At 65.7% G+C, this 24,853-nt stretch carries 24 protein-coding genes, 1 tRNA gene and 1 pseudogene; 8 read left to right on the top strand and 18 right to left on the bottom strand.

Features of this window, described 5'->3' with window-relative positions; all coding sequences use genetic code 11:
- Window positions 1–46: 46 nt before the first annotated feature.
- The 6 genes from VF168_10055 to VF168_10030 all read right to left on the bottom strand — a co-directional run bounded on the left by VF168_10055 (window position 47) and on the right by VF168_10030 (window position 6,067).
- A complete protein-coding gene (locus tag VF168_10055) occupies window positions 47–1,057 on the bottom strand; it encodes a hypothetical protein (GenBank protein HEX7004514.1) in 1,011 nt (336 codons plus the stop codon).
- A 214-nt stretch (window positions 1,058–1,271) separates the two neighbouring features.
- Window positions 1,272–2,522, bottom strand: coding sequence for an ABC transporter substrate-binding protein (locus VF168_10050; GenBank protein ID HEX7004513.1), 1,251 nt, complete (start codon window positions 2,520–2,522; stop codon window positions 1,272–1,274).
- Between the two features lie 142 nt (window positions 2,523–2,664).
- Window positions 2,665–3,483: an HAD-IIA family hydrolase gene (locus VF168_10045; protein ID HEX7004512.1), complete on the bottom strand. Its 819-nt coding sequence runs from the start codon at window positions 3,481–3,483 to the stop codon at window positions 2,665–2,667.
- A 4-nt stretch (window positions 3,484–3,487) separates the two neighbouring features.
- Window positions 3,488–4,297 (bottom strand): glycerophosphodiester phosphodiesterase family protein, encoded by an 810-nt coding sequence (locus tag VF168_10040; protein HEX7004511.1) that lies wholly within the window; start codon window positions 4,295–4,297, stop codon window positions 3,488–3,490.
- 7 nt (window positions 4,298–4,304) lie between these two features.
- Window positions 4,305–5,153 (bottom strand): carbohydrate ABC transporter permease, encoded by an 849-nt coding sequence (locus tag VF168_10035; protein ID HEX7004510.1) that lies wholly within the window; start codon window positions 5,151–5,153, stop codon window positions 4,305–4,307.
- Complete coding sequence (locus VF168_10030; GenBank protein ID HEX7004509.1) at window positions 5,150–6,067, bottom strand: sugar ABC transporter permease; 918 nt, start codon at window positions 6,065–6,067, stop codon at window positions 5,150–5,152. The genes VF168_10035 and VF168_10030 overlap by 4 nt, the downstream gene beginning before the upstream one ends.
- Window positions 6,068–6,529: 462 nt before the next feature.
- Between VF168_10030 and VF168_10025 the strand changes: the two genes are divergently transcribed.
- Window positions 6,530–7,417, top strand: a complete 888-nt coding sequence (locus VF168_10025) for a MurR/RpiR family transcriptional regulator (GenBank protein HEX7004508.1) — start codon at window positions 6,530–6,532, stop codon at window positions 7,415–7,417.
- 50 nt (window positions 7,418–7,467) lie between these two features.
- Window positions 7,468–7,794 carry a hypothetical protein gene (locus VF168_10020; GenBank protein HEX7004507.1) on the top strand — a complete coding sequence of 109 codons (327 nt, stop codon included), beginning with the start codon at window positions 7,468–7,470 and terminating at the stop codon, window positions 7,792–7,794.
- Between the two features lie 57 nt (window positions 7,795–7,851).
- Here VF168_10020 and VF168_10015 read toward each other — a convergent pair.
- The 6 genes from VF168_10015 to VF168_09990 form a co-directional block, all read right to left on the bottom strand.
- Window positions 7,852–7,927: transfer RNA gene (locus tag VF168_10015), tRNA-Asp, on the bottom strand.
- Between the two features lie 76 nt (window positions 7,928–8,003).
- A complete protein-coding gene (locus tag VF168_10010; GenBank protein HEX7004506.1) occupies window positions 8,004–8,840 on the bottom strand; it encodes a UbiA-like polyprenyltransferase in 837 nt (278 codons plus the stop codon).
- A gap of 128 nt (window positions 8,841–8,968) precedes the next feature.
- Window positions 8,969–10,345, bottom strand: coding sequence for a glucose-6-phosphate isomerase (locus VF168_10005; GenBank protein ID HEX7004505.1), 1,377 nt, complete (start codon window positions 10,343–10,345; stop codon window positions 8,969–8,971).
- Between the two features lie 28 nt (window positions 10,346–10,373).
- Window positions 10,374–10,778, bottom strand: coding sequence for a hypothetical protein (locus VF168_10000; protein HEX7004504.1), 405 nt, complete (start codon window positions 10,776–10,778; stop codon window positions 10,374–10,376).
- A 128-nt stretch (window positions 10,779–10,906) separates the two neighbouring features.
- On the bottom strand, window positions 10,907–12,298 hold the full coding sequence (locus VF168_09995) for a DUF512 domain-containing protein (protein HEX7004503.1): 1,392 nt from the start codon (window positions 12,296–12,298) through the stop codon (window positions 10,907–10,909).
- A 101-nt stretch (window positions 12,299–12,399) separates the two neighbouring features.
- Window positions 12,400–12,864 (bottom strand): hypothetical protein, encoded by a 465-nt coding sequence (locus VF168_09990; protein ID HEX7004502.1) that lies wholly within the window; start codon window positions 12,862–12,864, stop codon window positions 12,400–12,402.
- 164 nt (window positions 12,865–13,028) lie between these two features.
- On the opposite strand from VF168_09990, the gene VF168_09985 reads away from it, so the two are divergent.
- Window positions 13,029–13,727, top strand: a complete 699-nt coding sequence (locus VF168_09985; protein ID HEX7004501.1) for a C4-type zinc ribbon domain-containing protein — start codon at window positions 13,029–13,031, stop codon at window positions 13,725–13,727.
- A gap of 102 nt (window positions 13,728–13,829) precedes the next feature.
- On the opposite strand, the gene VF168_09980 is transcribed toward VF168_09985, so the two are convergent.
- From VF168_09980 to prfB, 6 genes and pseudogenes are all read right to left on the bottom strand, one after another.
- Window positions 13,830–14,822 carry a M23 family metallopeptidase gene (locus VF168_09980; protein HEX7004500.1) on the bottom strand — a complete coding sequence of 331 codons (993 nt, stop codon included), beginning with the start codon at window positions 14,820–14,822 and terminating at the stop codon, window positions 13,830–13,832.
- A gap of 220 nt (window positions 14,823–15,042) precedes the next feature.
- The gene (locus tag VF168_09975; protein ID HEX7004499.1) at window positions 15,043–15,465 is read right to left on the bottom strand and encodes a cobalamin B12-binding domain-containing protein; all 423 of its coding nucleotides are present in this window, start codon (window positions 15,463–15,465) and stop codon (window positions 15,043–15,045) included.
- Between the two features lie 78 nt (window positions 15,466–15,543).
- Window positions 15,544–17,190 (bottom strand): methylmalonyl-CoA mutase family protein, encoded by a 1,647-nt coding sequence (locus VF168_09970; protein HEX7004498.1) that lies wholly within the window; start codon window positions 17,188–17,190, stop codon window positions 15,544–15,546.
- Window positions 17,191–17,251: 61 nt separating this feature from the next.
- Complete coding sequence (locus VF168_09965) at window positions 17,252–18,265, bottom strand: hypothetical protein (GenBank protein HEX7004497.1); 1,014 nt, start codon at window positions 18,263–18,265, stop codon at window positions 17,252–17,254.
- A gap of 81 nt (window positions 18,266–18,346) precedes the next feature.
- On the bottom strand, window positions 18,347–18,994 hold the full coding sequence (locus VF168_09960) for a metallophosphoesterase (protein ID HEX7004496.1): 648 nt from the start codon (window positions 18,992–18,994) through the stop codon (window positions 18,347–18,349).
- 61 nt (window positions 18,995–19,055) lie between these two features.
- Window positions 19,056–20,099 (bottom strand): annotated as a pseudogene (gene prfB, locus VF168_09955) (peptide chain release factor 2).
- 217 nt (window positions 20,100–20,316) lie between these two features.
- Between prfB and cdaA the strand changes: the two are divergent.
- From cdaA to der, 5 genes are read left to right on the top strand one after another with little or no spacing between them, the layout of a single operon-like run.
- Window positions 20,317–21,057, top strand: coding sequence for a diadenylate cyclase CdaA (gene cdaA / locus VF168_09950; GenBank protein HEX7004495.1), 741 nt, complete (start codon window positions 20,317–20,319; stop codon window positions 21,055–21,057).
- Window positions 21,054–21,980 carry a CdaR family protein gene (locus VF168_09945; GenBank protein HEX7004494.1) on the top strand — a complete coding sequence of 309 codons (927 nt, stop codon included), beginning with the start codon at window positions 21,054–21,056 and terminating at the stop codon, window positions 21,978–21,980. Before cdaA ends, VF168_09945 begins: the two co-directional genes overlap by 4 nt.
- 28 nt (window positions 21,981–22,008) lie before the next feature.
- Window positions 22,009–22,590, top strand: coding sequence for a peptide deformylase (gene def, locus VF168_09940; protein HEX7004493.1), 582 nt, complete (start codon window positions 22,009–22,011; stop codon window positions 22,588–22,590).
- On the top strand, window positions 22,587–23,510 hold the full coding sequence (gene fmt, locus VF168_09935; GenBank protein ID HEX7004492.1) for a methionyl-tRNA formyltransferase: 924 nt from the start codon (window positions 22,587–22,589) through the stop codon (window positions 23,508–23,510). Before def ends, fmt begins: the two co-directional genes overlap by 4 nt.
- Window positions 23,503–24,822: a ribosome biogenesis GTPase Der gene (gene der / locus VF168_09930; protein HEX7004491.1), complete on the top strand. Its 1,320-nt coding sequence runs from the start codon at window positions 23,503–23,505 to the stop codon at window positions 24,820–24,822. Before fmt ends, der begins: the two co-directional genes overlap by 8 nt.
- The last annotated feature ends 31 nt before the right edge of the window (window positions 24,823–24,853 follow it).

Genomic DNA, 24,853 nt, shown 5'->3' with positions numbered 1-24,853 from the left:
GGGCTCCGGCGAGGCACGCCTCACCGGAGCCAGCCATCTGGTCGGGTCAGTAAGCGGGAGCGGTACCGCCCGTGCTGCTTCCGGTACCGGCCGTGGTGCCTGGATCGGTCGTTCCGGTCGTGCCGTCATCGGTCGCGCCGTCATCCGTCGTGCCGTCATCGGTCGCGCCATCGTCGGTCGTACCGTCATCGGTCGTACCGTTATCGGTCGTGCCGTCATCGGTCGTACCGTCATCGGTCGTACCGTCGTCAGTCGTACCGTCGTCAGTCGTACCGTCATCGGTCGTACCGTCATCGGTCGCGCCGTCGTCAGTCGTGCCATCGTCGGTCGTGCCGTCATCGGTCGTACCGTCATCGGTCGCGCCGTCGTCAGTCGTGCCATCGTCGGTCGCGCCGTCGTCGGTCGTGCCCTCGTCGGTCGTGCCGTCATCGGTCGGGGGGTCCCCTGACGGAGGCGGATTGGTGATCTCGGTCTCCGTCTCGGTCTCCACCTCGACTTCGGTCTTCCCGTCCACGTTGACCACACAGATGCTGTTGACGGCGTCCTCACAGAGGCCGCCCCAATCCTGGATCTCGGTCTCCTCGGTCTTCTTCTCGACTTTCACCTCGATCGGTTCATCGAATCTGATGATGCAGTCCGAACTGCAGTCGATGCCCGGTGGGCTCACGTGCACCGTGCCTCCGCCCTCTACATCCACATCGAGGAAGTAGTTGGCGAAAACAGCCTTGATCGTCATGTCATCTTCGACACGGATCGAGCAGGAGTTCTCCCCGCTGCAGTTGGCTCCGGCCCAGCCGGCGAACCCCTGGCTCCCGCTCGGAACCGCCGCCAGGTTCACCAGCGAGCCGGGCTCCACTGGAACCGTGCACACCGAAGTGCAGTTCACTCCCATCCCCGGTATCGAGATGGCTCCGGGCCCATCCGGCTGGAGCGTGAGGGTGCTCAGGCCGTCCTGCCCCTCAGGGGCGACCCTCGGGTCGGAAAGGGTGATGCAGCCCGCGAAGACGAGGCAGATCGAGGCGGTCAGAACGGATGCTGCGACGGTTCTCACTCTCATCGGCAGTCCTCCAAACGGCAATCGCTGTTGATGCCGCTGACCAGCTTGAGCGTATCGACCTCCGGCTGATATGCGCTCGACACTTGACTTCTGAACGCTGTGCTGGACGCGAATCAGCTCGATCAGGTCCGAAAGGGAGGCGTTATCGTCATACTCCTAGCGACGAAAATGCAGGACGGGCCCTGGAGCCCGTCCTGCATCAGTAGTGATCGGTCTAGCGCGAGTAGACGTCGAGGAGCCTGTTGGCCTCCTCCACTGCCGCATCGAGCGCGGCCTGCGGATCCTGACCGTCGAGCAGCACCTTCTCTGTGAGGAGGGTCAGCTGGCTGTGGACCTCACCCCAATAGGGAACGAGGGTACGCGGGTGCCCGTGGCTATCCATCTGTTCGTAGGTGATCCGGGCTTCGGGCAGCGCCTCGAAGGTCTCCTGCAGAGTGGCGGTCTCGAGAGACGACTTACGCGGCGCCATATAGCCAGTGGCAGCGGCGAACTCCGCACCCTTCTCCGTCGAGGTCAGCCAGGTGAGGAACTCCCACGCGGCCTGCTCCTCATCGGAATCACGCACGTCCATGATGTAGAAGTTGGCGCCGCCGAAGGGCACGTAGCACTCCTCGCCGCACCAGACCGGGGCCGCGCCGATGTCGAACTCGGCCCGGTCGAAGTTGCTCTGCAGCGTTGCGGTCGAGCCCGCCATCATGACCTGCTTGCCGCCGAAGAAGTCGGGCGTCTGGCTTCCCGACGGCCGCGCGGCGTCGGCCTCGATGAGGTCGAGCCAGAACTCGAGCACCTGCACGCCGTTCTCGTCGTTGAACACCCACTCGGTGCCGTCTTCGTTGAGGTAGCGGCCGCCCGCCTGCCCGAGCCAGGCGTCGAACAGCCAGCCGGGAGCCGTAGCGAGACCGAAGGCCCACTGACTCAGTTCGCCGTCCTCGCCGGTCTTGGCGAGCTTGGGACCCACCTCCATCAGTTCATCCCAGGTCGAGGGGAAGTCCTCCTCGGGGTCGAGGCCGGCCTCACGGAAGAGGTCCTTGTTGTAGTAGATGAGCGGAGTGCTGGTGTTGTAAGGCAGGCAGTAGAGCTGACCGTCGATGGTACAGCTGCGCAGGAGCGGCTTGAAGAAGTCTTCGAGATCGAACTCCGCGTCCGCCTCGATGAACGGCTCGAGGGGCAGGACCGCACCGGCGTCGACGAAACCGACGCCGCGCGTCTGCTCGAACATGATCATGTTCGGGGTGCTTCCCGCTGCGACCGCTGCCTGAGCCTTGCGCAAGGTATCGGTGTAGCCACCGGAGTAGACGACGTTGACGACGATGTCGTCCTGCAGCGAGTTGAACTCCTGGGCGAACGCCTCGAACTCGGGCGCACCGTAGTTCTCGGAGAGCGAGTACCAGACCTCGATCTCGGTCTGGGCGAAAGCCGTGACCGAGAGGCCGGCGACCAGCAGGGCGAACAGAAATCTCTTCATGAGGTTGACTCCTTCATGGGGCAAGGCTTTTCGAACTTCGACGGCTTACGGCGCAGCTCGGATTCAGGAGCGCGCCAGGGGATCGCGCACTACACGACGCTCACCCCCTCGGCTGTCGGGAGGAGTGGTCCGGGGAGGGAGCCTAGCTGCATCGCGCCAGCTCCTCTCGCCCGGTGAGATGCTCGAGCAGCGCTTCCAGTCCCGCGACCTGCAGGTCGGGTTGCTGCGCCTCTCCGGCCGGTCGGGCTTCCCCCACCAGCACGGTCTGCATCCCTGCCGCTCGGCCGCCGGCCACGTCGGTTGCAGGCGAGTCACCGACCATGACCGAGTCGTCCGCCGCTATCCCGAAACGCTGCAAAGCCTGCTCGAAGTAGAAGGCCGTAGGTTTCCCCACGATCTCGGCCTTGCAGCCGCCCGCAGCCTCGAGGGCGGCGACGATGGCGCCGGTCCCCGGGGTGAAGCCGCTCGCCGTGGGCACTCGCAGGTCGAGGTTGAGCGCCAGAAGAGAGGCGCCCCGGTCGAGAGCTCGCAGTGCCGGGGTCAGGTCGGCGAACCTCAGGTCGCCGCTGTTGCCCACCACTACGGTCTGGGCAGCATCGGCATCGCTCACGACCTCGACCCCCGCAGCCCGGAGCGCCTGGGCCACGACCGCCTTGCCGATCGCGAAAGCCCTGGCACCGTTCGCCAGGAGGGGATGCCGGTGGGCCACGCTCAGAGGCGACATCACCTCTTCCGCGGCTGCCGGGATGCCCATCTCGCTGAGCCTCTCGCTCAACGAGTCTGCCGTAGCAGCGGAGGCGTTGGTGAGGAAGAAAACGGCGTAGCCGCGAGAACGAAGCGAGGCGACGACTTCGGCGGCGCCAGGTGCCAGCCGACGACCGAACCAGAGACAGCCATCGAGGTCGAAGAGGACGTTGCCCACGTCTCCCGCTCTCCAGCCGGGCCGGCTCGCAGCTCCCACCACGCTACCTCAGGCCCCGCCGCTCCAGGAATTCGATGAGCGCGGCCGGATCGTTGGACGAGAAGCCGTCGACCCCCAGTTCGACCCACTCCAGAAGCTTGGGACCGGGGCCGGCCCCGATATGGACGAAGATGCCGGCCTCCTCGGCGCGCCGGAGCCGATCGGGTGTGGCGTACTCGGAGGTTGGCGACCAGCCGTAGAAGCCTTGAGCGACCGCCACGTCCAGCCAGTCGAACGATTCGGAGGCCTCGTCCCAGTCGATGAGGAGTACACGCAGTTCGGGATCGAGTTCCTTGACCTGCTGCAGCGCCTGGAAGTCGAACGAGGAGAAGATGACCCGGTCAGCGGCATCCTGCTCGTGAACCGTCTCGACAGCCGCCCTGATCACTTCGCTCACGTAGGAACCGCTGCGCCCGTTCACCTTGATCTCGAGGTTGAGTTCGCCGCGTCCTTCGGCCAGCTCGAGCGCTTCGATCAGAGTCGGCACCCGCTCCCCAGCGAACTCGGGGCTCTTCCACGATCCGGCGTCGAGCGCCTTGACCTGCTCGAGGGTCATGAACTGAACCGCACCCTCGCCGTCGGTGGTGCGTTCGACGGTCCGGTCGTGCATCAGCACCAGGTGGCCGTCCGAGGTCAGGGCGAGGTCGGTCTCGACACGGTCGGCGCCGACCTCGAACGCCTTGTCTATCGAGAGAAGGGTGTTCTCGGGGTAGATCTCGCTGTAACCGCGGTGCGCCTGGACCAGCACGTGCTCGCTCGCTTCCTGAGCTCCCGCCCAACCTAGAACCAAGAGACAGACCATGAGTCGTTTCATACCCCTCCTATTTGAGGCCGCTGCGGGTGATGCCCCGGATGAACGCCCGCTGCATGAACGCGAAGAGAACGACCGTGGGCAGCATGGTGAGGATGGCTGCCGCCATCAACGGTCCGTAATTGGCCGTGGCCTCGAGGTCGGTGAAGACCGACAGGGCTATCTGGATGACCCGGAGGTTCTCGCTGCTGGTCATCACCAACGGCCAAAGGAAGTCGTTGTAGTTGCCGATGAAAACGAAGATGAAGACGGTAGTGAGCGCCGGGCGGGAGAGCGGCAGGACTATCGACCAGAGGAACCGCAGCCGGCCGGCGCCATCGAGTCGAGCGGCCTCCTCCAGTTCGAACGGGATCGTCTTGAAGAACTGCCGCAAGAGGAAGATGGAGAAGCCGCTGGCGCCGTGTGGAACGATCAGAGCCCAGTAGGTATCGATCCAGTGGAGCTTCGAGAGGATCAGGAAGTTGGCGGTGAGGGTCACCGTCCCGGGGATCATCAGCGTCGCCAGGAACAGCATGAAGATGACCTCCTTGCCCGGGAAGTTCATCCGGGCGAAGGCGAAAGCGGCCAGCGTGCCGGTGGCGCACTGGAGGCAAGCCACGGCGAGCGCTACGCCCATGCTGTTGCCGAACGAGCGGAGGAAGTTCAAGCCGTCGTAGGCGTTCAGATAGTTGTCCCACACTGGGTCCTGAGGCAGGGCCCAGACGTTCGTGAAGAAGGCGTCGGCCGGCTTCAGGGAGGCGATGAGACTCCATACGAACGGGAAGAGCCAGAGGAAGGCGCCGATGCTCAGGCCCAACGCCAGCAGGAACGTGTTGCGGCGTTGCCGGCCGCTCAGCGATGGTGCGAGGCTCGCTCTCATCTGTCGTAGCTCACCCGGCTTCCGATGAAGACCCGCTGCAAGACGGTGAGGATCACCAGGAACAGGAACATCACCACCGAGATGGCCGAGGCGTAGCCGAACTCGAGGCTCTCGAACGCCCGCTGGAACAGGTAGAAGACGACGACCTCAGTTGAGCCCACGGGGCCGCCGCCGGTCATGACGTAGACCGTCGAGAACACCTGGAACGAGTTGATCATCTGCAGGATGAGGATCAGGTAGGTGGTAGGAGCGAGAAGCGGCCAGGTGATGTGCCGGAACATCGACCAGCCGCTGGCGCCGTCGATCTTGGCCGCCTCGTAGTACTGGTCGGGGATGTCCATCAGCCCTGCGAGGTAGATGACCATGTAGTAGCCGGTCCCCTTCCAGACGACCAGCAGGATAATCGCCGGCATCGCCCACTCGGAGCTGTTGAGCCAGGGGATGGCGCTGCCGCCGAAGAGTTCGATCACCTCGTTGATGAGACCGATCCTCGGGTGGTAGAGCCACTCCCAGATGACCGACACGGCGACCATCGAGGTGACCACCGGCAGGAAGAAGGTGGTGCGGAAGAAGCCCATCCCTTTCAGCTTGGTCGCCAGCGCCATCGCCAGGAGCAGGGCCAGGCCGGTCTGCAACGGAACGCTTCCCCCGACGAAGTAGAGGGTGTTCCAGACCGAGTTCCAGAAGCGCTCGTCGGAGATAAGCCGGCTGTAGTTCTCGAGTCCGATGAAGTCGCTGTACGGACGGAGCAGCAGCCGGTTGGTGAGGCTGATGCGGAAGACGTCCACGGCCGGGAGGTACTGGAAGGTGAAAAGTATCAGAGCCGCCGGCAGCAGGAACAGGTACGCGCTCAGCGCTTCGAACAGTTTCCGACGGGAGACTCCACCTGAGGAGCGGGAGTGCCGCGAGGCCACGCCGCCCTCCGATTCCGGCTTGACCTCAAGCGCCATCTGCGACCGGGCGGGCAGTGCTCCCGGCGCCGGTACCGGCGGGGAGTCGACCGTGATTAACTCTACGTGTTGGCAATTTTCGACCTCGTTGGCACAATGAATCGGCTCTATGGAGTCGTTCGAGCCCCCGTCTGTTGATCGATTGAGTCTTGACGAACTATACGGAGCCACGGCGGCCGATGTCAAGATTCTTCACTCATCGCGCCAGCATCGTTACGTTCTTACACTCCACGCTCGACCGCGAGGCGGTCTGAGTCCGGCCCGCCGATCCTCTGCCGGCATCCCCAGTCGCCCGGGCGGCCCTTCCTGGACTCTCACCGGCTCATCGCTCGCGAAGCGTCCGTCCCCGGGGCCAGGGTTCGTCCGGCCCGAGCGACTCCAGCGACAGTTGTTGACAAGTTTCCGGCCTGTTCGTAACCTGTTGACATCGCACACGTAAACGGTGGTAATAAGATTTCGCCTCGGTCGAGCGCTCCGGTAACCGCTCGCATAAGGGGCCTCCTCGGCCGCCTGACGCCCTCGGAGGAGGCGGTCGCACGCGTGGTGCTGGGCAGCGCGAACGAGGTCCTCAACATCTCCGTCGAGGCTCTCGCCGAACGTGCTCAGGTGAGCACGGCCACCGTCATGCGCCTCACCCAGGCGCTGGGATTCTCTGGCTTCAAGGAGTTCAAGATCGCCCTCGCCATGGAGCGCGGAAGTAACCCGCCCGCCGCCTTGAGCGAGGAACTGACGCCCGGCGACTCCCCGCTGGAGATAGTCCGGAAGGTGATCCGCTCCGAGGTGACCGCCCTCAACGAGACCAGCGAACTGCTGGAGGAGGAGTCGCTTCAGGCGGCCATCGATGCGCTGGCGAAAGCTCGCAACATAGACATCTACGGGATGGGCTCCAGCGCTCCGGTGGTGGTCGACGCCTACTACCGCTTCCTGCGGATCGGCCTGCGGGTCTCGACGCCGCCCGATTCGCACATGCAGGCTGTGAACGCGGCACTCTTGCGACCAGGCGACGTCGCTTTCATCGTCTCCCACACCGGGGAGACGAAGGAGGTGAACAAGACGGCAGCCAAGGCACGGGAGATGGGCGCTACGGTCATAGCACTCACCTCGTACTTCCGCTCCCCGCTACTCAAGCACGCCCACATCCATCTGGTGGCCGCTACCAGCGAAACCACTTCCAGGGTCGAGGCGATGGCCTCCCGCACGGCCCACCTCGCCATCATCGACTCCCTCTATGTGGCCCTGGCCATGCGCAACGCCGACGCTTCGGGCGAGGCCCTGTCGAAGACGCAGGCAGCCATAGACGAACAACGAAAATAACCTCGACCCGCTATCGTGCGGTGAAGACCCTCAGATGGAGGTGACCGAACGTGTCGGCGAGCGAAACGTGGTTGCTGCTGCTCACCATCGGCGCCGTTACGGCGTGTCTGGTCCTGCTGTTGAGCGATTCCCTTCGTTGGGTGGCGCTCTACGAAGCGCCGGGGCACAGGCCGGAGGCGTTGCTCGAGGTCGCTAGCGCCCTCCGCAGGGCTCACGTAGGAGCGCGGGTGAAGAACACCGTGACCGTTGGCTCCGAAGCGGCCATAGGGGCCGGCATGAGCACTACCTTGCTGGTCCTGAAACGCGATCTGCCGCGAGCGCGGCGGGTCGTGGCGGAGGCGCGCAGGATGCGAGAGGCGCGTTCTCCTACCGGCTGACGAACCCCTTACCGGCATCCATGAAGAAGGCGCCGCTACACTGGCGGCGCCTCTCGTTGGCGGAGCCGACGGGATTTGAACCCGCGACCTTCTGCGTGACAGGCAGATATGCTAACCGCTACACTACGGCTCCACGCAGATAAAGAGTCTATTCTCGGGCGCTGAGGGGTGTCAAGCAGACGGGCGACGACTACGACCCGAGCATGCGCCTACAGCAGCAGGTCGAGGACGACCCCGGCCAGTACCAGCGAGGAGACGTAGAGGTTGGCGTTGAACGCCGCCAGAGCTACTCCAGCCCCGCGAGTCCGCACCAGCAGATGCGAACGCAGAAGCACCGCCGCCACGAGAGCGACCGCGGCCAGGTAGACGACTCCCATACGGGTGAGAGGAACGAGCAGCAGCAGGGCGGCGACGGCCAGCCCGTGCATTACGCCCGAGATAGTAACTGCCCGCTTGAGGCCGAAGCGTGCAGGGATGCTCTGGATCCGGTGTTCACGGTCGAACTCGAAGTCGAGCATTCCGTAGATCACGTCGAAACCTGCGATCCACAGAGCGACGCCCAGCCACAGGCACACCGCCCCCGCGGAGAATGAGCCGGTCACGCCGATCCAGCCGCCGGCTGCGGCCGCCCCGATGGTCGCACCCAACCACAGGTGACATAGCCAGCTGATCCGCTTCGTGTACGAGTAGAGGGTGAGCGCCGCGACCGCCACCGGCAGTAGGGCGAGCGTGAGCGGATTCAGGGCCCACCCGGCCAGGGCCAGAAGGGCGAACCCGATGAAGGCGAGGACGAGGGCGTCGACACGGCCGAGGACGCCTTTCGGCAGTTCACGGCCGGCCGTACGGGGATTGAGGGCATCGAGCCGTGCGTCGATCAGCCGGTTCAAGGCCATGGCAGCCGTCCGGGCCCCCACCATCGCCACCGTGATCCAGCCGAAGGTGGCCCAGCCGGGCCAGCCACCGGCGGCGACCAGCATCCCGGCGTAGGCGAACGGCAGTGCGAACAGCGTGTGCTCGAAGCGGACCAGATCGAGGTAACTGTGCAATCGACGCCTACGGGTAGCGGACTCAGCGGTTGCTTCGGCTTCGGGCATCGCGTTCACCGCCGGAAGATAACACCTCTCGCGAAGGAACCAGGTGTGAGGCGCCTGGGCTCGATCCGGGGTTCGATCTGCTACTCCAGCCCCTGTTCCTCGAGCTCGGCCCGCACTTCGTCGTAGCCGTCGCGTCCCATCAGCGCGTAAGTGTAGACCTTGCCCAGTTCGACGCCCGGTTGGTCGTAGGTGTTGATCCCCGTCAGTTCACCCATCAGGGCCGTCTGCCACATCAGGAACTGCAGCAGTTCACCGAGCGAGGCTGCGTCGAGCCGCTCCAGCAGAAGCGTGTAGTTCGGCCTCAGGTGCTGAGCGAGCGCGTGGCCGGTCGCGGCCTGCTCGGCGTTGATCAAGCGGTTGAAGCTCTCCCCCGCCAGGTAGGCGAGCTGCTCCAACTCCGGCTCCGAGTCGGGGATGTTCAGCCGATGGTCGAACTCGGCGACCCGGACGAAGGCTATGAGCTTGTTGTTGGGACCCTCGTTGAAGAGCTGAACCTGCGAGTGCTGGTCGGTCGCGCCGACGGCGGCCAGGGGGGTACTGCCCTCGTGCACGAGGCTCCCGGTCAGGCTTTCGGCCTTGCCCAGAGACTCCGCCCAGAGTTGGACGAACCAACCGCCCAGGTTACGGAGCCGGCTGCTGTACGGCATCAGCACGCTGATCGGCTTGCCGCGGCGGTAGCAGAGGTACTGGACGAGCGCCGCCTGTCGTATCGGGTTCTCCTCGATCGGCCGTCGGACGGTGTCGTTGGCCCGAGCGGCGCCGCCCAGGAGCGCGCGAACGTCGATGCCCGCGAGCGCGATGGGCAACAGGCCCACGGCCGAGAGCACGCTGAACCGACCGCCGACCGAAGGGGGCACCGTGAAGGTGCGGTAGCCGCGACGATCGGCCAGTGGCCGCAGTATCCCGCTCTCGGGATCGGTCGTGGCCACGACCCGATCGCTGAAGCCGTCACCCAGGTCGTCTTCGAGCCACTTCTTGAACGCCAGGTAGGCGGCCATGGTCTCGGCGGTACTGCCCGACTTGCTGATGACGTTGACCAACGTGCGGCTCGGATCGAGCACCTCCATCAGCCCACTGATCGCGTCGGGGTCGACGTTGTCTACGAAGTGGAGGCGAAGCCCGTCGCCCCGTGCCTGGAGCGCCCGGTACGGGTGCTGCAGCGCGCTCGCGACCGTCAGGGCACCCAGGCTCGACCCACCGATACCCAGCACCACCAGGTCGGTCAGATCGCTCTGCCGGACCTCGCGCGCGTACGACTCGATCTCATCTACCCATGCGCCCGCCTGGGGAAGTCCGATCCAGCCGAGCATCTCCGCTGGGTCGTCTCTCCGGCTGAATATGTCGCTCACCGCTCCCTCGAGCCGGTCGGCCCAGGCGCGGTACTCCCTCTCGAGCTCGATGCCGTGCGTGACGCCGAGCCCGCCGGCCTCGACGTTCTTCAGGTCGATTCCAATCATGGGAACGAGTGTAGCCGACGTCCCTCCATCAAACGGGTCGTCCTACCTCGATGCTCTCCCTGTTGAGACGCCACGAACCGTTGACCTGGCGCCACGACTCGACAACCATGGCGAACGATACCGGTTCGTCGTAGCTGTATATCCTCTTCTCGTATCTCACCAGAATCTCGTTTCCGCTGCTGCGGCGCGCCTCGCGGCCGATTATCTCCGATCGGAGGCCAGGTATCGAAGCCGCTGATTCGGTCATTCCTTCGATCGACCCTCCGATGTCGTAAGGCTCGCTTCGATCCATCCCTGCCCGGGCGAACGAGCCGCTGAAGCCGGGCAGCAACCAGGCCAGGTAGTCGGCGACGTCTCCCCCGGAATAGACCTTCCGAATGTCCGCCAGATAGTGATCGTGAGATGCGAGGAAACGGTCGATGTTCGTGTCCATGGGCTGAAAATCTACCACCAGAGCTCGAGATGGACGGCAAGAATTCTGGGCCCTCGAGGCACGGAACGGTATGGCCTCTTGAATCGCCTGTTCGGGTCGATCGGCAGTGCGGTACGTGCTGGGTCCGGTCAGTGCTGCCTCGCGGCCTCCTTGAGGGCGTGAGTCGAGAAGCCGAACTGGGTGCCACTGGCGGCAGAGACCCCGGTGAGTACCGCTTGCGCGAGCTCCCCCAGGCTGCTGCCGCCCACCTCGACGTCCATCCGCAACTCGCTGCGGAGGTCGCCGAGGGTGCGGTCGTCGAGGAGCAGTTCGGTGCCGTACTTGAGCACGTTGGGCGAGACGAGCAGGAGGTCCGCTTCGCCTGGCTCGATCTGGGAGAGGAAGTCGCGACCCGCGAGGAGTCCGGCGACCGTCGTCATCTCGCCGAAGGTCCTGTTACGCAACGCCCGCACCTCCAGTTCGAGGCCGCGGATGCGGCGCAAAGGTTCTACCGCTCGCTCGAGCACCGGAGCGAAGAGCTTGCCGGTGCCCAGGATCACCCGTCGCGGCTGCTCAAGGCGCACCGGCAGCCGAGGCAGCGGCTCCGACAGGAAGTCCCGCACCATCCCCACGCCGTTCTCGAGCATGGTGTAGCCCTCGTACTCGTCTGCCCCCGGCAGCGGCTCCCCGGCCAGCAGGTAGAACTCGTCGCTAAGGAATACGAAGCGGGTCCCCCGCTGGGCCAACAGCCGCTTCTGGAGCGGCCGCACGCGGTTCACCACGTCACGGGCCTCGTCGGCCGTGAAGCCACGGACGTCGGGCAGGTTGCGGCGGTGCTCGGTCAGCCCCACGGGCACTACGGCACTGGCCAGGACGTTCGGTTGCTCAGCGAGGAACTCGAGAGTGTCGGTCAGGTGCTGACCGTCGTTCCTCCCAGGGAGGGTGACGATCTGCGTGTAGAGATCGATGGGCCGCAGCCGCTCCAGCATTCCGCGGATGCTGGTGCTCGACTCGTCCTGCACCTTGAGCCGCCACCACTTCATCATCTCGCGCCGCAACTCCTCGTCCGTGGTGTGAACCGAGACGTAGAGCGGGCTCAACTCCTCGTCGAGGATCCGCTGAACGTCCTCCTCGCTCAGATTGGTCAGGGTGACGAACGAACCGTAGAGGAAGCTGGTACGGAAGTCGTCGTCCATCATGTAGAGGCTCTTGCGCATGCCCCTGGGCATCTGATGCACGTAACAGAAGTCGCACTTGTTGGCGCAGCGGCGGATCCCGTCGAAGATGACCTCGTCGAACTCCAGCCCCGGGTCTTCCCAGGCGGCGCCGAACTCGCGTTCCTCGCCCTCCGGGGAGCGAACCAGCAGCTCTACCTCGCCACGCAGGAGTTCGTGACGATAGGCGAGGATGTCGGATATGACCCGGCCGTTCACCGAGACCAGTTCCCAGTCGGGTCCTACCCCGGCACGTTCAGCCGGGGATCCTGGCGCGACCGCCGAGATGCGTGCGACAGGGGTCTTGGAGTGCGGTAGCGGACTCATGAACAGTGCATCGTAGCAGACGTCGATGCCGCCCCAAGGCAGCTCCGAAACATCGTTCGAGCAGGCTGAGGAGCGGGGTTAGGAGAGCGCTCCGGCCTGATTCAGGGAGCTTCCTCTGCCGAACGCACCACGTTGCGTTTCTGCGTGGGCACCACGAAACCGTGTATCGGCGGGATCGACTCGAACGAGACCCAGGCGCCGGCGACGGCTCCATCGGGCAACGGTTCGATCACGCCCAGGACCACGGGCGCGCCCACATCCACGACCAGGAAGGGATCATCGCGGTAGATGATCTGGCCGCAGGCGCTCATCCGGCCGATGCCCGCAACCTCGACCGACATCTTGCCGCTCCCGTGCAGCTCGACGGTGCGGGCCGTGGGGTTGATGATCACGTTCGCCTCGCCCGGCTGGGCCAGGTACGGGCCGGTTCGCTCCAATACCTGGAGGATCGCCCCGCCCGCCTCCACCTCGAGGAGCGGTAGTCCCTCGGTTCGCGAGAACACCCGGGCCGCGGCGGCATGTTGCCGCCACCGCGAGATGAAGCCGTCGGGAGACTCTTCGAACATCGAATGATTCTAACGTGACACTCACATCCCTAATCACGAGGGCCGAACAGGCCGTGCTACACTCGTGGGCGTGAAGCAACCGCCCAGTAAACGGCGTATGAGGGCACTCCGTTTGACGACGATCGAGCGGAGTTTATTTTTGCCCTTCGTTCTCAGGAGGTCAGATGCTTGAAAGGCTCAGCGACGTCCAGACCAGGGATCTGGAACTGGACAACCTGCAGGAGGAGAAGGGCCAGACTCCGCCGGAGCTGATCGAGACTCGCAAACGCCGCCAGGGGCTCGAGGATCAGCTGGCCAAGCGCCGGGCGGAGCGCGAGGATCTGAGGAAGCGCGTCTCGCAGAACGAGATGGAACTGAAGGCTCTCGACGAGCGCCGCAAGGCAGCTGCCGCAGCCGGCCTGAGGGCCGACAGCGCCAAGGAGGCCTCGCAGTTCCAGAATCAGGAACTACAGTTCGCAACCCGCGTGCAGGAGCTCGAAGAGGACACGATGCCGCTGCTGGGCGAGCTCGAGGAGCTCGACGAGGTGATAGCGGGCCTTGAAGGTGAACTCGGCGAACTCGAACCGGTCCTGGCAGAGCTCAGCTCGGAGGAAGACGCCCGACTGGAGAAGCTGGACGAGCGCATCGGCTCGCTCTCGGGCGAGCGTGAGTCGCTGGCCAAGGAGATCGACCGCCAACTGCTGCGCCAGTACGAGCAGGTTCGCAAGGCCAGGCGCGGAGTGGGGCTCGTCCCGGTCGTCAGCAATCAGCAGTGCGGGGGCTGCAACGTGAAGCTCCCGATCCACGTGGTTCAGAAAGCGAAGAAGGGCGCCGGCGTCACCCGCTGTCCGTCGTGCGGCCGCATCCTCTGGGCCAAGGAGTAGCGGTTCGGCGGCCAGCTCGGCCCCGCACGTGAACGAGTCGCCACAATTAAGCTTCTCCCGTCCAGTTGGCGGGAGAAGCTCTCTTTCGTGGCTATCGGGTTCTCAGTTGAGCTGGCCGAGCGGGTCGAGGGCACGTCCCCGCTCGTGCAGTTCGAAGTGCAGGTGAGGTCCCGTGGAGATGCCGGTCGAGCCTACCAGCCCTATCGGTTCCTGCTGCCGCACGTAATCGCCCACGTTGACGAGGATTCGGCTGAAGTGGCCGTACCAGGTTTCAGCGCCGCCCATGTGACGGATCTTGACCAGGTAGCCGTAACCCTGGGAGGACCAGCCGGCGAACGACACGGTCCCGCTGCGGGCAGCGGTGACGGTCGAGCCGAACGGTGCGGCTACGTCTATGCCCCGGTGGAAGCTGGAGGTACCCATGCCCAGGTTGCGGCGGCCGAAGTAGGAGGTGATGCGGCCGTGAAGTGGCCACATGTAGGTGTTCTCGAGTTCCCGCACCTTGCGCAGTCGTTCGAGGGCGGCAACCGGCTCCACCCCGGGCAGGAAGAGCAGCATTCCGTCACTGAGGTCTGCCGGCGAGGTGAGATCGTTGGCCCTGGCGACTTCGACCGGGTCTACGTCGTACTCGGCGAGGATGTGAGCGAGTTGGGTCTCCTGCTCGAGGGTGACCACGAGGCCCTGGTAGGGGGCGATCAGCAACTCCATGCCGGCGGGGAGCCGGTCGAGCGACGAGATGTCGGGGTTGGCTCCAACGAGCGCCTCGATGGTGATGCCGTACTGGTCGACGACGTCGGTAAGGGTCTCTCCCGGCTGCAGCACGTGCTGACGGAAGCCGGGCGGAGGGGTGGGCGCCGGTTCGGCGGTACCACCGACGGCGGCCACGTAGGGAACCTTGAGGACCTGACCCGGGTGGATCGTCACCGACTCGAGTCCGTTGAACTGCATCAGAGCGCCAACCGAGAGGTTGTAGCGGTTGGCGATGGACCCCAGGCTGTCACCTGGCCTGACTGTCTTCAGGGCGTATCCGTCGGCAAGAACTATTGTGGCTGCGCTCAGAAGCAAGCTGATGGAGCAGAGACGAAGGAGCTTCAAATCGCTGACCCTTCCAGATTTGGTCTCCCCCGAGGGACGGCTCAGTCCCGAACGCGTCCCCGCGACGCGCGACTACGCCGTAGCCGAGGTCGAATGTAACATGACCCTCCTTCAGGGCAGGGTGAAAGATTCCGCGTCCCCCCTGGGAGCCCGAAAGGAAGCGGCCCGGCGCTACTCGCGCGCCCGGCCGCTTACTGAGCAGGCTTGCTTAGGCAACCGTTCAGCTGGAGCTGTCCACCCGCTCGCGCTCGGCCGTTGCTTCGCGGACGTACTCGACCACCTCGGCGGTACTGGTTCCAGGAGTGAAGATCCGCCCCACCCCCATGTCGCGGAGTTCGACCAGGTCCTGGTCAGGCACGATCCCTCCGCCGAAGACGAGTACGTCCTGCGCCCCCTGCTCCCTGAGGCCGTCGACCACTTCCCGGAAGTAGTGCATGTGGGCGCCGGAGAGGACCGACAGGCCCACGGCGTCCACGTCCTCCTGGACGGCAGCGTTGACGATCATCTCGCTCGTTTGCCGGAGACCGGTGTAGATGACTTCCATCCCCGCGTCACGCAACGCCCTGGCTATCACCTTGGCGCCACGATCGTGCCCGTCCAGTCCCGGCTTTGCGATCAGAACGCGTATCCTACGCTCTGGCATCTTTCCTCCTGTCGCGCGTGCACGGCTTGCCTCGGCACGCTGCCGCTGACCGCTCGTCGAAGCGATCGCGAGCAGTGCTCAGATCAGTACCGGCTCTTCGTAGACCCCGTATACGGCGCGCAACACGTCCATCTGCTCGCCCAGCGTGCAGTAGGCGTGAGCCGCCTCGAGGAACGCCGGCATGGTGTTGCTGCCCCGCGCCGCCGCCTCGCGCAGGCTATCCAGTGCCCTTCGGGCCCGCTCCTCGTCCCGCTCGCGCCTGACCCGCGCCAGCCTCTCGGCCTGACGTCGTTCGACTTCGGGGTCGATCCTCTCGATCGGCACCTCGGGATATTCTGCGGCATACCGATTGACCCCTACGATGATCCGCTCGCCGCTGTCGATCTCGGCCTGCTGCTCGTAGGCGGCGTCCCCGATCTCACGGGCGAAGAATCCCGCCTCGATCGCCTTCTCAACGCCACCCAGGGCGTCGATCTGATCGAAGTAGGCGAGCGCCTGACGCTCCATCTCGTTGGTCAGATTCTCGAGGTAGTAGGAGCCGGCGAGAGGATCGACGGTGCTAGCCACCCCGGTCTCGTAAGCGATCACCTGCTGCGTGCGCAGAGCGAGGGTCGCCGCCTCCTCGCTGGGGAGAGCCAGAGCCTCGTCGTAGGCATCGGTATGGAGGCTGTTGGTGCCTCCCAGCACGCCCGCCAGCGCCTGGATCGCGACCCTGGCGACATTCACGAGCGGCTGCTGAGCGGTGAGCGAAACCCCGGCTGTCTGGGCGTGCGTTCGCAACATCCATGAGCGCGGATTGCGGGCGCCGAAGACCTCCCGCATCTGCCTGGCCCAGATCCTCCGGGCGGCCCGCAGCTTCGCGATCTCTTCGAAGAAGTCGTTGTGGAGGTTGAAGAAGAAGGAGATGCGCGGAGCGAACTCGTCGACGTCGAGGCCCCGCTCGATGGCCTTGCGGACGTAGTGGATGCCGTCGGCGAGGGTGAAGGCGAGCTCCTGTACCGCCGTCGAGCCGGCCTCGCGGATGTGATAGCCGGAGACCGAGACGAAGTTCCACTTGGGCACGTTGGCCGGCCCCCACTCGAACGTGTCGATCACCAACTTCACCGACGGAGCCGGTGGGAAGATGTACTCCTTCTGCGCGATGAACTCCTTGAGGATGTCGTTCTGGATCGTTCCCCCGAGCTCGACCAGCGGCACACCCTTGTTCTCGGCCATCGCCAGATACATGGCCCAGATGGCGTTGGCAGGGGAGTTGATCGTCATCGAGGTGGTAACTGCGGCCGGATCGATGCCCTCGAAGAGGACCTCCATGTCGGCCAGGCTGGAAACCGCCACCCCGCACTTGCCCACCTCCCCCTTGGAGAAGGGGTGGTCGCTGTCGTAGCCCATGAGCGTGGGCAGGTCGAAGGCCGTGGAGAGTCCCGTCTGACCGGCGTCCAGCAGGCGCTTGAAGCGCTCGTTGGTCTGCTCGGCGCTGCCCATGCCTGCGAACATCCGCATGGTCCAGAGCTTGCCGCGGTACATCGAGGCCTGTACCCCTCTCGTGTAGGGGTAGCTGCCCGGGTAGTTCAGTTCGGTGTCGGGGTCGAACGACTCGAGGTCCTCGTGCGTGTAGACCGGATCGGCCTCGATCCCGGAGAGCGTCCGGAACGGGTAGTCGCGCTCCTCGGTCCGCTCGGTGGCCTCGGCGTACTCCTCTGCCAACCAGCGCTTCTTTTCCTTCATGGATGCATTCTAGCAGCGGCCCGGTTGGCCTCCCGTGTTTACGGGCGCCGTTTCCCTCGCCCTACGCGTTCGCGGCGGCCGCCGACTCGATCGGCACAGGAGCCGCTCTGGCACCCACGCCGCCCACCTCGAGGCGCGCATCCTCGGGCAGGTCGCTGCGCAGCACGGCCAGGGCGAGGTAGCCGAGGCGCGGATGACGCACCGTCCGGCCGAGTCTGCCCACCAGCTTGCCAGCCGACCTGATGTCACGCTCCCCGCCGGCGGGCTGGCCGTCGAGCATCAGGCAGGCGAGTTCGCGCCGCAGCTTGCCGCGCGCCTCGATGCGGGCCATTATCTCCTGACCCAGGTAGCAGCCCTTCCGGTACGAGACGAGCGGCTCGAGTCCGGCTTCCTGCGGAAGGATACCCTCGCCGCCTTCGCTGGCGGCCGCCGGTATGCGGCCCATCACCCGGCCCAGCTCGAGCGCTTCTTCACTGCCGGCAACCGCTCCTGACTCGGCGAGCGCTTCGGTCAGCGGCCCCACCAGCTCGCCGTGGGCGAGGAGGTCGAAGCCGCCCTGAGCGCTCCGTCGGGACGGCGTCACGATCACCTCTGAGCCTTCGAACCGGATCGTCCCGAACGTTCCCTCTGCCGGCACCTCGACGCCCAGAGCCGTCTCGATGATCTCTTTGGCCTTGGCTCCCTGGAGGGTCAGCGCGCTCATGTCCTCACGCCGCTCGAGTTCGACCTGATCGAATATGATGTGCCGCCGCAAGCTCTCCTCGACGACCGGCAGCGCGCCGTCATCTACCAGCACCAGCAGCTCCTCGGCGAGCCTGAACACCCGCATCTGGGCGAGTGCATGGCCGCGGTGATTGAGCAGCAGGGAGCGGTTCGTGCCGGCCGCCGGCAGGCCGCGGACGTCGTTCGACACCTGACCGTGGAGGAAGTCGATCCGGTCGGCTCCGCGGAGGATCAGAACTCCGCTGGCTTCGAGGCGCACCAGCAGAGCCGCCGCCTCGAGAGCCTCCAGCTCCGTGCGGCTCACGGTCGCCTCGTTCGGGTCGTAACGCCCTCCGTCGCCTCGCTCTTCCATCCTCCAAGCTGTATCACGTTGGCGCCCTCGACCGAGTGCCGTGCCCAACGCCCGCGTCTTCGGGTCGCGCGCGACGGCGGCTCAGCAGGATCTCGCGGGCTCGGGGATCTCGATGAGGGTGAACTCGAAGGCGTTGATCACACGTACCCCTTCGTCGGTGACGTACTCCCGGGGAGCGTTGGCACCGGTCAGATGAACGTGCCCGTGGACGTGCAGCTTGGGACGCCAGCGCCTCACGAACTCGTTGAACGCCGGGATGCCGCGGTGCGGGTAGTCGCTCCCCTCGTGCGGCCCCTTGGGCGGAGCATGGGTGAGCAGGATGTCGAGGGCCCGGCCCTTCACGGCCCTGTTCCAGGTCAGGCGCGGCGCCAGCGACCAGCAGTGCAGGGCCATCTCGAACTCGCTGTACTGTCCATCGCCCGGGCGGTAGCGAGCGCTGCCTTCGACCCCGGCGATGAGCAGGCCACCAACCTCGACTACCCGGCGGTGAGCGTTGATGCAGCCGCCCGGCAGAGTCAACTCGTCGCCGGTCCGGTCCCTAACGTAGCCGTTGCCATGGTTCCCCAACACGAAGACCGGCGGCACCTTCAGTTTGGTGGCCATGAACTCGAGCACGTGACCGGGCATATCGCCGGCCGAAAGGACCAGGTCGATCGGTCCCAGGTTCTGCGGGAAGCGTTCGGAGTAGACGACCGGCGAGACGGCGTCGGCAACCGCCAGGATCCGCATCGTCAACAGAGCGGGCAAGCGGGACCCGGGGTGTGTGCTGCCCGGTCACCGCCTTCCCGCATCAGGCCGCCTGCCTCCCGCCGGCGGCCCACTCCAGGCCGGCCCAGATCATGTCCTCGATGTCGCCGTCCAGCACGTTGTCGGGGTCGTGTCGCATGAGTCCTGTCCGGTGGTCTTTCACGTACTGCTTGTCGAGCACGTAGGAGCGGATCTGCGATCCCCACTCGATCGCCTTCTGCTCGCCGCGCGCCTTCATCTGCTCCTCCAGGCGGCGCCGTTCCTCACGCTCCCAGAGGCGGCTGCGCAGTACCGTCATCGCCTTCTCCCGGTTCTTGATCTGCGACTTGCCGTCCTGGCAGGTGACGACGATCTCCTCCGGCGTGCCGCTCCTGTAGACGACCCGCACTGCCGAGTCGGTGGTGTTGACCGACTGCCCGCCCGGGCCGGAAGAACGGTAGACGTCGACCCTGAGGTCGTTGGGGTCGATGTCGATCTCGATGTCTTCGTCGATCTCGGGCATCACCTCCACGGAGGCGAAGCTGGTGTGGCGCCGGTTCTGGGAGTCGAACGGGCTCACCCGCACCAGCCGGTGCACGCCACCCTCGACCGAGAGGAGCCCGAACGCGCGTTCACCCCGAACGATCATCTGAGCGTAGTCGATGGCCCCCGGGGCGGCCTCGTTGGCGATCAGATCGAGCAGTTCGACCTTGAAGCCGTTCCGCTCGGCGTAGCGCCGGTACATGCGGAGCAGCATGCCGGCCCAGTCCGAAGACTCGGTGCCTCCAGCGCCCGGCTTGATCGTCACGATCGCGGCCCGTTCTACATGCTCGCCCTGGAACAGGGTCTCGCGGTAGAGCTCGTCGAGGGCCCGTTCCACGCGCTGCCGCTCCTCTTCCAGCTCCTCTGCCTCGTCATCGGAGGCGATCTCGCTCAACTCCTCGAGACCTTCGAGATCGTCGACGAGCCGGCTGAAGCCGTCGACTATCCGACGCAGCCGCGCTCCCTCCTGGGTGAGCTTGCGAGCGCGCTCCGGGTCGTTCCACAAGCCGGGGTCGTTCAGCTGCGGTTCTAGCTCGTCGAGCCGGGCCTTCTTGCCGGCGACGTCAAAGATACCCCCTGAGGGTTTCGATTCGCTTGTTCATATGCTCCATGCTGGTTCCTCCGCCGACCACTCTAACCTCTCATCTGCCCGCTCCACAGCCCCGGAGGAGGCAGGAGAAGTGCCGCCGTGCATGGTATCCTCGACCAAAGTCACGAGGCGCATCCCTGCTGCCTGAACAGATCGCACACTCGCCGTGTTGCCTGCCCCCTCGGAGGGCCTCTTGTGGTTTCTTGAATCGTTCCGCCTGCTGGACCTGATCGACATCCTCATCATCGCGGTCTTCCTCTACCAGGGCTACCAACTGCTCATCGGGTCCCGAGCCTGGAACGTGTTACGTGGCCTTGCGGCGCTCATCGGCCTCTGGTTCCTCGCGACGCAGATCGGGCTGGAGGCGACCAAGTGGGTGTTCGACAGCGTCGCGCCGGTCTTCTTCATAGCGCTCGTCGTCGTCTTCCAACCCGAACTGCGCGCAGCGCTCGAGCGCGTGGGCCGGGGGCGGCTCAACAGGGCCGCTGCCGGCAATCCCGTGCAGGAGATCATGACGGCGGTCCGCGAACTCGCCGCCCAGAGGCGCGGCGCTCTCATCGCCATCGAACAACGAACCCCGCTCAAGGAGTATGGCCGCAACGGGACCGAACTCAACTCCCCTGTCACGGCCGCTCTGCTGCACACGATCTTCGCCTCGCAGGGTCCGCTTCACGACGGCGGGGTGATCATCCGGGAAGAGGTAGTTGCCTACGCCGGCGCGATATTCCCGCTCTCCGAGCGCCACGAGGGGTGGAGCGCCAAGCACGGCACCCGCCACCGGGCGGCACTCGGCCTCTCAGAGGTGACCGACGCGCTCGTCATGGTCGTGAGCGAGGAGCGGGGCACGGTGAGCCTGGCGCGCGACGGTATCCTGCGCAGTGACATGGCCCCCGCCGACGTCCTCAAGGCCCTCCGGGAGGCGTACGGCGAATGAGGCTGGTACACCGCCTCCTAAGCATCCTCCTCCACGCCTGGCCCCAGAAGCTCGGCGCCCTGGTGCTCGCGACCCTCATCTGGATGTTCGTCAACGTCAACGACACCTCGATCACCCAGCGTTCACTGTTCGTACCGATCAGCGTCGAGGGGCTCCAGTCCAACAGCGTCGCCACCGGCCTGCCCGAGTTCGTCGAGGTGACGGTCGCCGGTCCCAGCGGTCAGGTCGACCGCCTTCGGCCCGACAATTTCCAGGCGGTGCTCGACCTGGAGGGGCAGAGCGGCTCGTTCGAGGAGCCGATAACCGTGCTCTCGCCGCAAGCTGTCGAGCTCAGGAGGGTGAACCCGAGTGACGTCATCGGCACTGTCGAAGCGGTTACCGAGAAGACCGTGCCCGTGGATGTGGTCATCATCGGCAGCGGTCCCGGCGACGTGAAGGTGATCACGACGGTCGAACCGGCCGAGGTGACGGTAAGGGCACGCTCCTCCACCCTGGCGCAGGTGGCCAGGGCGCTGGCGCCGGTGCGACCCGCGCCCGGGGACCGCGCCACCACACCCTTCGCAGTGAACACAGCCGGGCTGCCCGTCTCCGGGGTGCAGATCCAGCCGAGCGAGGTGCAGGTGAGCGTCGCCGAGCAACCGGTGCTGATAACGCGTGACGTACCCGTCGACCTGCAGACGCCGGCCGTGCCAGGCTTCACGGTGACCGCCGGCTTGGAGCAGGAGCAGGTGCGTCTGGTCGGGCCGCCCAGCATCCTTGCTTCGCTCGAAAGCGTGCCGGCGACGGTCTCTCTGCAGACCGAAGAGCCGCAGGTGGGTGGGTATACTCTGCCCGTGACGCTGGAACTGCCAGAAGGCGTGCAAGCCGTAGGAACGGTCGCCGCCAACGTCCGGCTGTCGCGTCCCCCCGTTCGGCCCAACTAGGCCGCAGCGGTCTGGAGGTCGAGTCGAGTTGATCCGAACCATCCGCTACTACGGCGACCCGGTGCTGCGCCGTCCGGCCCGGCCGGTCACCCGCTTCGACGAAGAGCTGGCGCGCCTGGCGGAAGACATGATCGAAACCATGCACGACGACGAAGGGGTGGGGCTCGCCGCTCCTCAGGTCGGCGAGCCGCTGCGCCTCTTCGTGGCCAGCAGATGCCGGCGCAACGAGGATGGTGAGTTGGAGCACCTCGAGGACTTCGTCATGGTCAATCCGCAGATCACCCAGCGCAAGGGGGCCCAGGTGGTCCCCGAAGGGTGCCTCTCGATACCCGGACTCTACGTCGAGGAGCTCGAGCGCGACCTGAAGGTGCGGGTCAGCTACCAGGACCTGCAGGGCAAGGCGCAAGAGCTGGAGGCTGAGGGTCACTTCGCGCAGGTGCTGCAGCACGAATACGATCACCTCGAAGGGATACTCTTCTTCGACCGCCTGCCCGAAGAGGAGCGCCGGGCTTTCCTCGAGGAGCACCGGGCAGACCTGGCCCGGCTCCAGCGCCAGGCCAAGGCACTCCTCAAGGAGCTCCGTTCGAAGGGCGCCGAACGAAGCCGGTGAGGCTGGTCTTCTTCGGCTCGCCGGCGTTCGCTCTCCCCTCGCTCCTCGCCCTGCAGCAGCGATTCGAGGTCGTTCTGGTCGTGAGCCAACCCGACAAACCGGCCGGCAGGGGGATGAGCAGCAGCCCTCCACCGGTGGCGCGAAAGGCGCGCGAACTGGGCCTGGAGTTGGCGCAACCGGCTCGCCTGAAGGGGAACGACGAGTTCGCCCGGCGACTCGCCGAACTGGAGCCGGACGTTGCCGTCACCGCGGCCTACGGGAAGATCTTGCCGCGGTCACTGCTGGACGTACCGAGCCACGGCTTCCTCAACGTCCACGCCAGCCTGCTTCCCGCCTACCGTGGCGCGGCCCCCATCCAGTGGGCGATCATCAACGGTGAGGAGGAGACCGGGGTGAGCATCATGCAGACGGAAGCTGGGCTCGACACCGGTCCCGTCTGCCTCCAACGGCGGTGCCGGATCGGACCGGACGAGCGCGCTCCTGAGCTTTTCGACCGGCTCGCCGAACTGGGCGCGGCTGCGATCTGCGAGGCGCTCGAACGCCTGGGGCGAGGCGAACTGGAGTGCCGGCCGCAGGACGACGACGCGGCCACGCTGGCGCCGATGCTGACCAGGGCTCACGGCGAGATCGACTGGCGGCGCCCCGCGAAGGCGAGCTTCGATAGGTTCCGCGGCACCTACGGTTGGCCGGGCAGCCGCTTCGGATTCCGCGGCAAGTGGGTGCGGGTGTACGAGATGCGGCCCGCCGATGGCGCCGGTGAACCGGGCGAGGTGCTGGAGGTGAGCGGGGCCGGTCTGGTAGTCGCCTGCGGTGAGGGAGCGTTGCTGCTCGAAGTGGTGCAGGCCGAGGGCAAGGCCCGCAACCGGGCCCGCGACTGGGCGAACGGCTACGGGGTGAAGGTGGGGAGCCGGCTTGCGTAAGGTTGCGATAGTCGGACGCCCGAACGTAGGCAAGTCGGCGCTCTTCAACCGCTTGATAGGCCGTCGCGAGGCGATCGTTGCCGACCAGCCGGGGGTAACCCGTGACGTCAAGACCGCTCGCCTCGAGAGCGAGGAGACCGGCAGCCTGCTGCTGATGGACACCGGTGGTCTCTGGTCGGGAGACCGCTGGGAGAAGGACATCCGGGTGAAGGTCGAGGCCGCGCTCGAGGACGTGGACCTGGTGCTCTTCTGCGTTGACGGGCGTGATGGGCTTACGGCCGGTGACCGGCAGGTGGCCGACTGGTTGCGCGGCAGCGGTGCCGAAGTGTTGCTCATCGCCACGAAACTGGACGACCCGCAGCACGAGGAGACCGCGGAGTATTACGAGCTGTACGGGCTCGGGTTCGGCGAACCGTTCCCCACCTCGGCCGAGCACGCCAGGGGTACTTTCGAACTGCTCGAGGAGATCGCCGGGCGACTCCCGGCCGAAGACGACTGGGTCGAGGAGGAGACGGTACGGGTCGCCATCATCGGCCGGCCGAACGTGGGCAAGTCGAGCCTGCTCAACGCCATCGTGGGCGACGAACGGGTGATCGTCGCCGACGTGCCCGGCACCACCCGCGACTCGGTAGACGTCGAGTTCCACTTCGCCGGCAGGCCGTTCGTGCTGGTAGACACCGCCGGTATCCGTCGCAAGCCGGACGCCGACCTCGAGTACTACTCGAAACTCAGGTCCGAGAAAGCGCTGCAATCGGCGGACGTTGCCATCCTCGTCGTGGACCCGTTCGAACTGGGCGACCACGAACTCCGCCTCGCCAACCTCGCGCTCGAAGGCGGCAAGCCGGTAGTAGTGGCGATAAACAAGTGGGATCTCGTCAGCGACGAGAAGCTGAAGGAGTTCGAGGGGCTCGTCGACAGTCAGCTGGGCCATATCTCGTTCGCGCCCAAGGTCTACACCAGCGCCATCAACGACTACGGCCTGCACGAACTCCTGGCCACGGTGATCAGGGTCTACGACACCGCGCGCCGGCGGGTGACGACCGGGGAGTTGAACGGCTGGATCGATGTCTGGACCCAGCGCCAGACCCCGCCGAACTTCCATGGGAAGCCGCTCAAGCTGTTCTACGCCACCCAGGCCGACGTCGCCCCGCCTACGTTCGTCTTCAGCGTCAACAGCGAGCAGTTCGTCACTCGGCCTTACGAGCAGTACCTGCGCAACCGCATCCGTGAGGACCTCGGCTTCCAGGAGGTGCCGTTCCGAATGATCTTCAAGTCACGCTCGAAGGAGGGTGGCAAGCGGGTGCGGTTGTAGCCGCGGGAGTCTCTGCGCCGGCCGGTGGAGC

The organism is Trueperaceae bacterium, from assembly GCA_036381595.1.
Taxonomy (GTDB): Bacteria; Deinococcota; Deinococci; order Deinococcales; family Trueperaceae; genus DASVCN01.
This window is presented reverse-complemented; position numbering and strand designations above follow the sequence as displayed.

Excerpts from the sequence above, each read along its gene's own strand:
- VF168_10055 (HEX7004514.1), bottom strand. The coding sequence starts at position 1,057 with ATGAGAGTGAGAACCGTCGCAGCATCCGTTCTGACCGCCTCGATCTGC.
- VF168_10050 (HEX7004513.1), bottom strand. The coding sequence starts at position 2,522 with ATGAAGAGATTTCTGTTCGCCCTGCTGGTCGCCGGCCTCTCGGTCACG.
- VF168_10040 (HEX7004511.1), bottom strand. The coding sequence starts at position 4,297 with ATGAAACGACTCATGGTCTGTCTCTTGGTTCTAGGTTGGGCGGGAGCT.
- VF168_10035 (HEX7004510.1), bottom strand. The coding sequence starts at position 5,153 with ATGAGAGCGAGCCTCGCACCATCGCTGAGCGGCCGGCAACGCCGCAAC.
- VF168_10005 (HEX7004505.1), bottom strand. The coding sequence starts at position 10,345 with ATGATTGGAATCGACCTGAAGAACGTCGAGGCCGGCGGGCTCGGCGTC.
- VF168_10000 (HEX7004504.1), bottom strand. The coding sequence starts at position 10,778 with ATGGACACGAACATCGACCGTTTCCTCGCATCTCACGATCACTATCTG.
- VF168_09995 (HEX7004503.1), bottom strand. The coding sequence starts at position 12,298 with ATGAGTCCGCTACCGCACTCCAAGACCCCTGTCGCACGCATCTCGGCG.
- VF168_09990 (HEX7004502.1), bottom strand. The coding sequence starts at position 12,864 with ATGTTCGAAGAGTCTCCCGACGGCTTCATCTCGCGGTGGCGGCAACAT.
- VF168_09985 (HEX7004501.1), top strand. The coding sequence starts at position 13,029 with ATGCTTGAAAGGCTCAGCGACGTCCAGACCAGGGATCTGGAACTGGAC.
- VF168_09975 (HEX7004499.1), bottom strand. The coding sequence starts at position 15,465 with ATGCCAGAGCGTAGGATACGCGTTCTGATCGCAAAGCCGGGACTGGAC.
- VF168_09970 (HEX7004498.1), bottom strand. The coding sequence starts at position 17,190 with ATGAAGGAAAAGAAGCGCTGGTTGGCAGAGGAGTACGCCGAGGCCACC.
- VF168_09965 (HEX7004497.1), bottom strand. The coding sequence starts at position 18,265 with ATGGAAGAGCGAGGCGACGGAGGGCGTTACGACCCGAACGAGGCGACC.
- VF168_09960 (HEX7004496.1), bottom strand. The coding sequence starts at position 18,994 with ATGCGGATCCTGGCGGTTGCCGACGCCGTCTCGCCGGTCGTCTACTCC.
- VF168_09945 (HEX7004494.1), top strand. The coding sequence starts at position 21,054 with ATGAGGCTGGTACACCGCCTCCTAAGCATCCTCCTCCACGCCTGGCCC.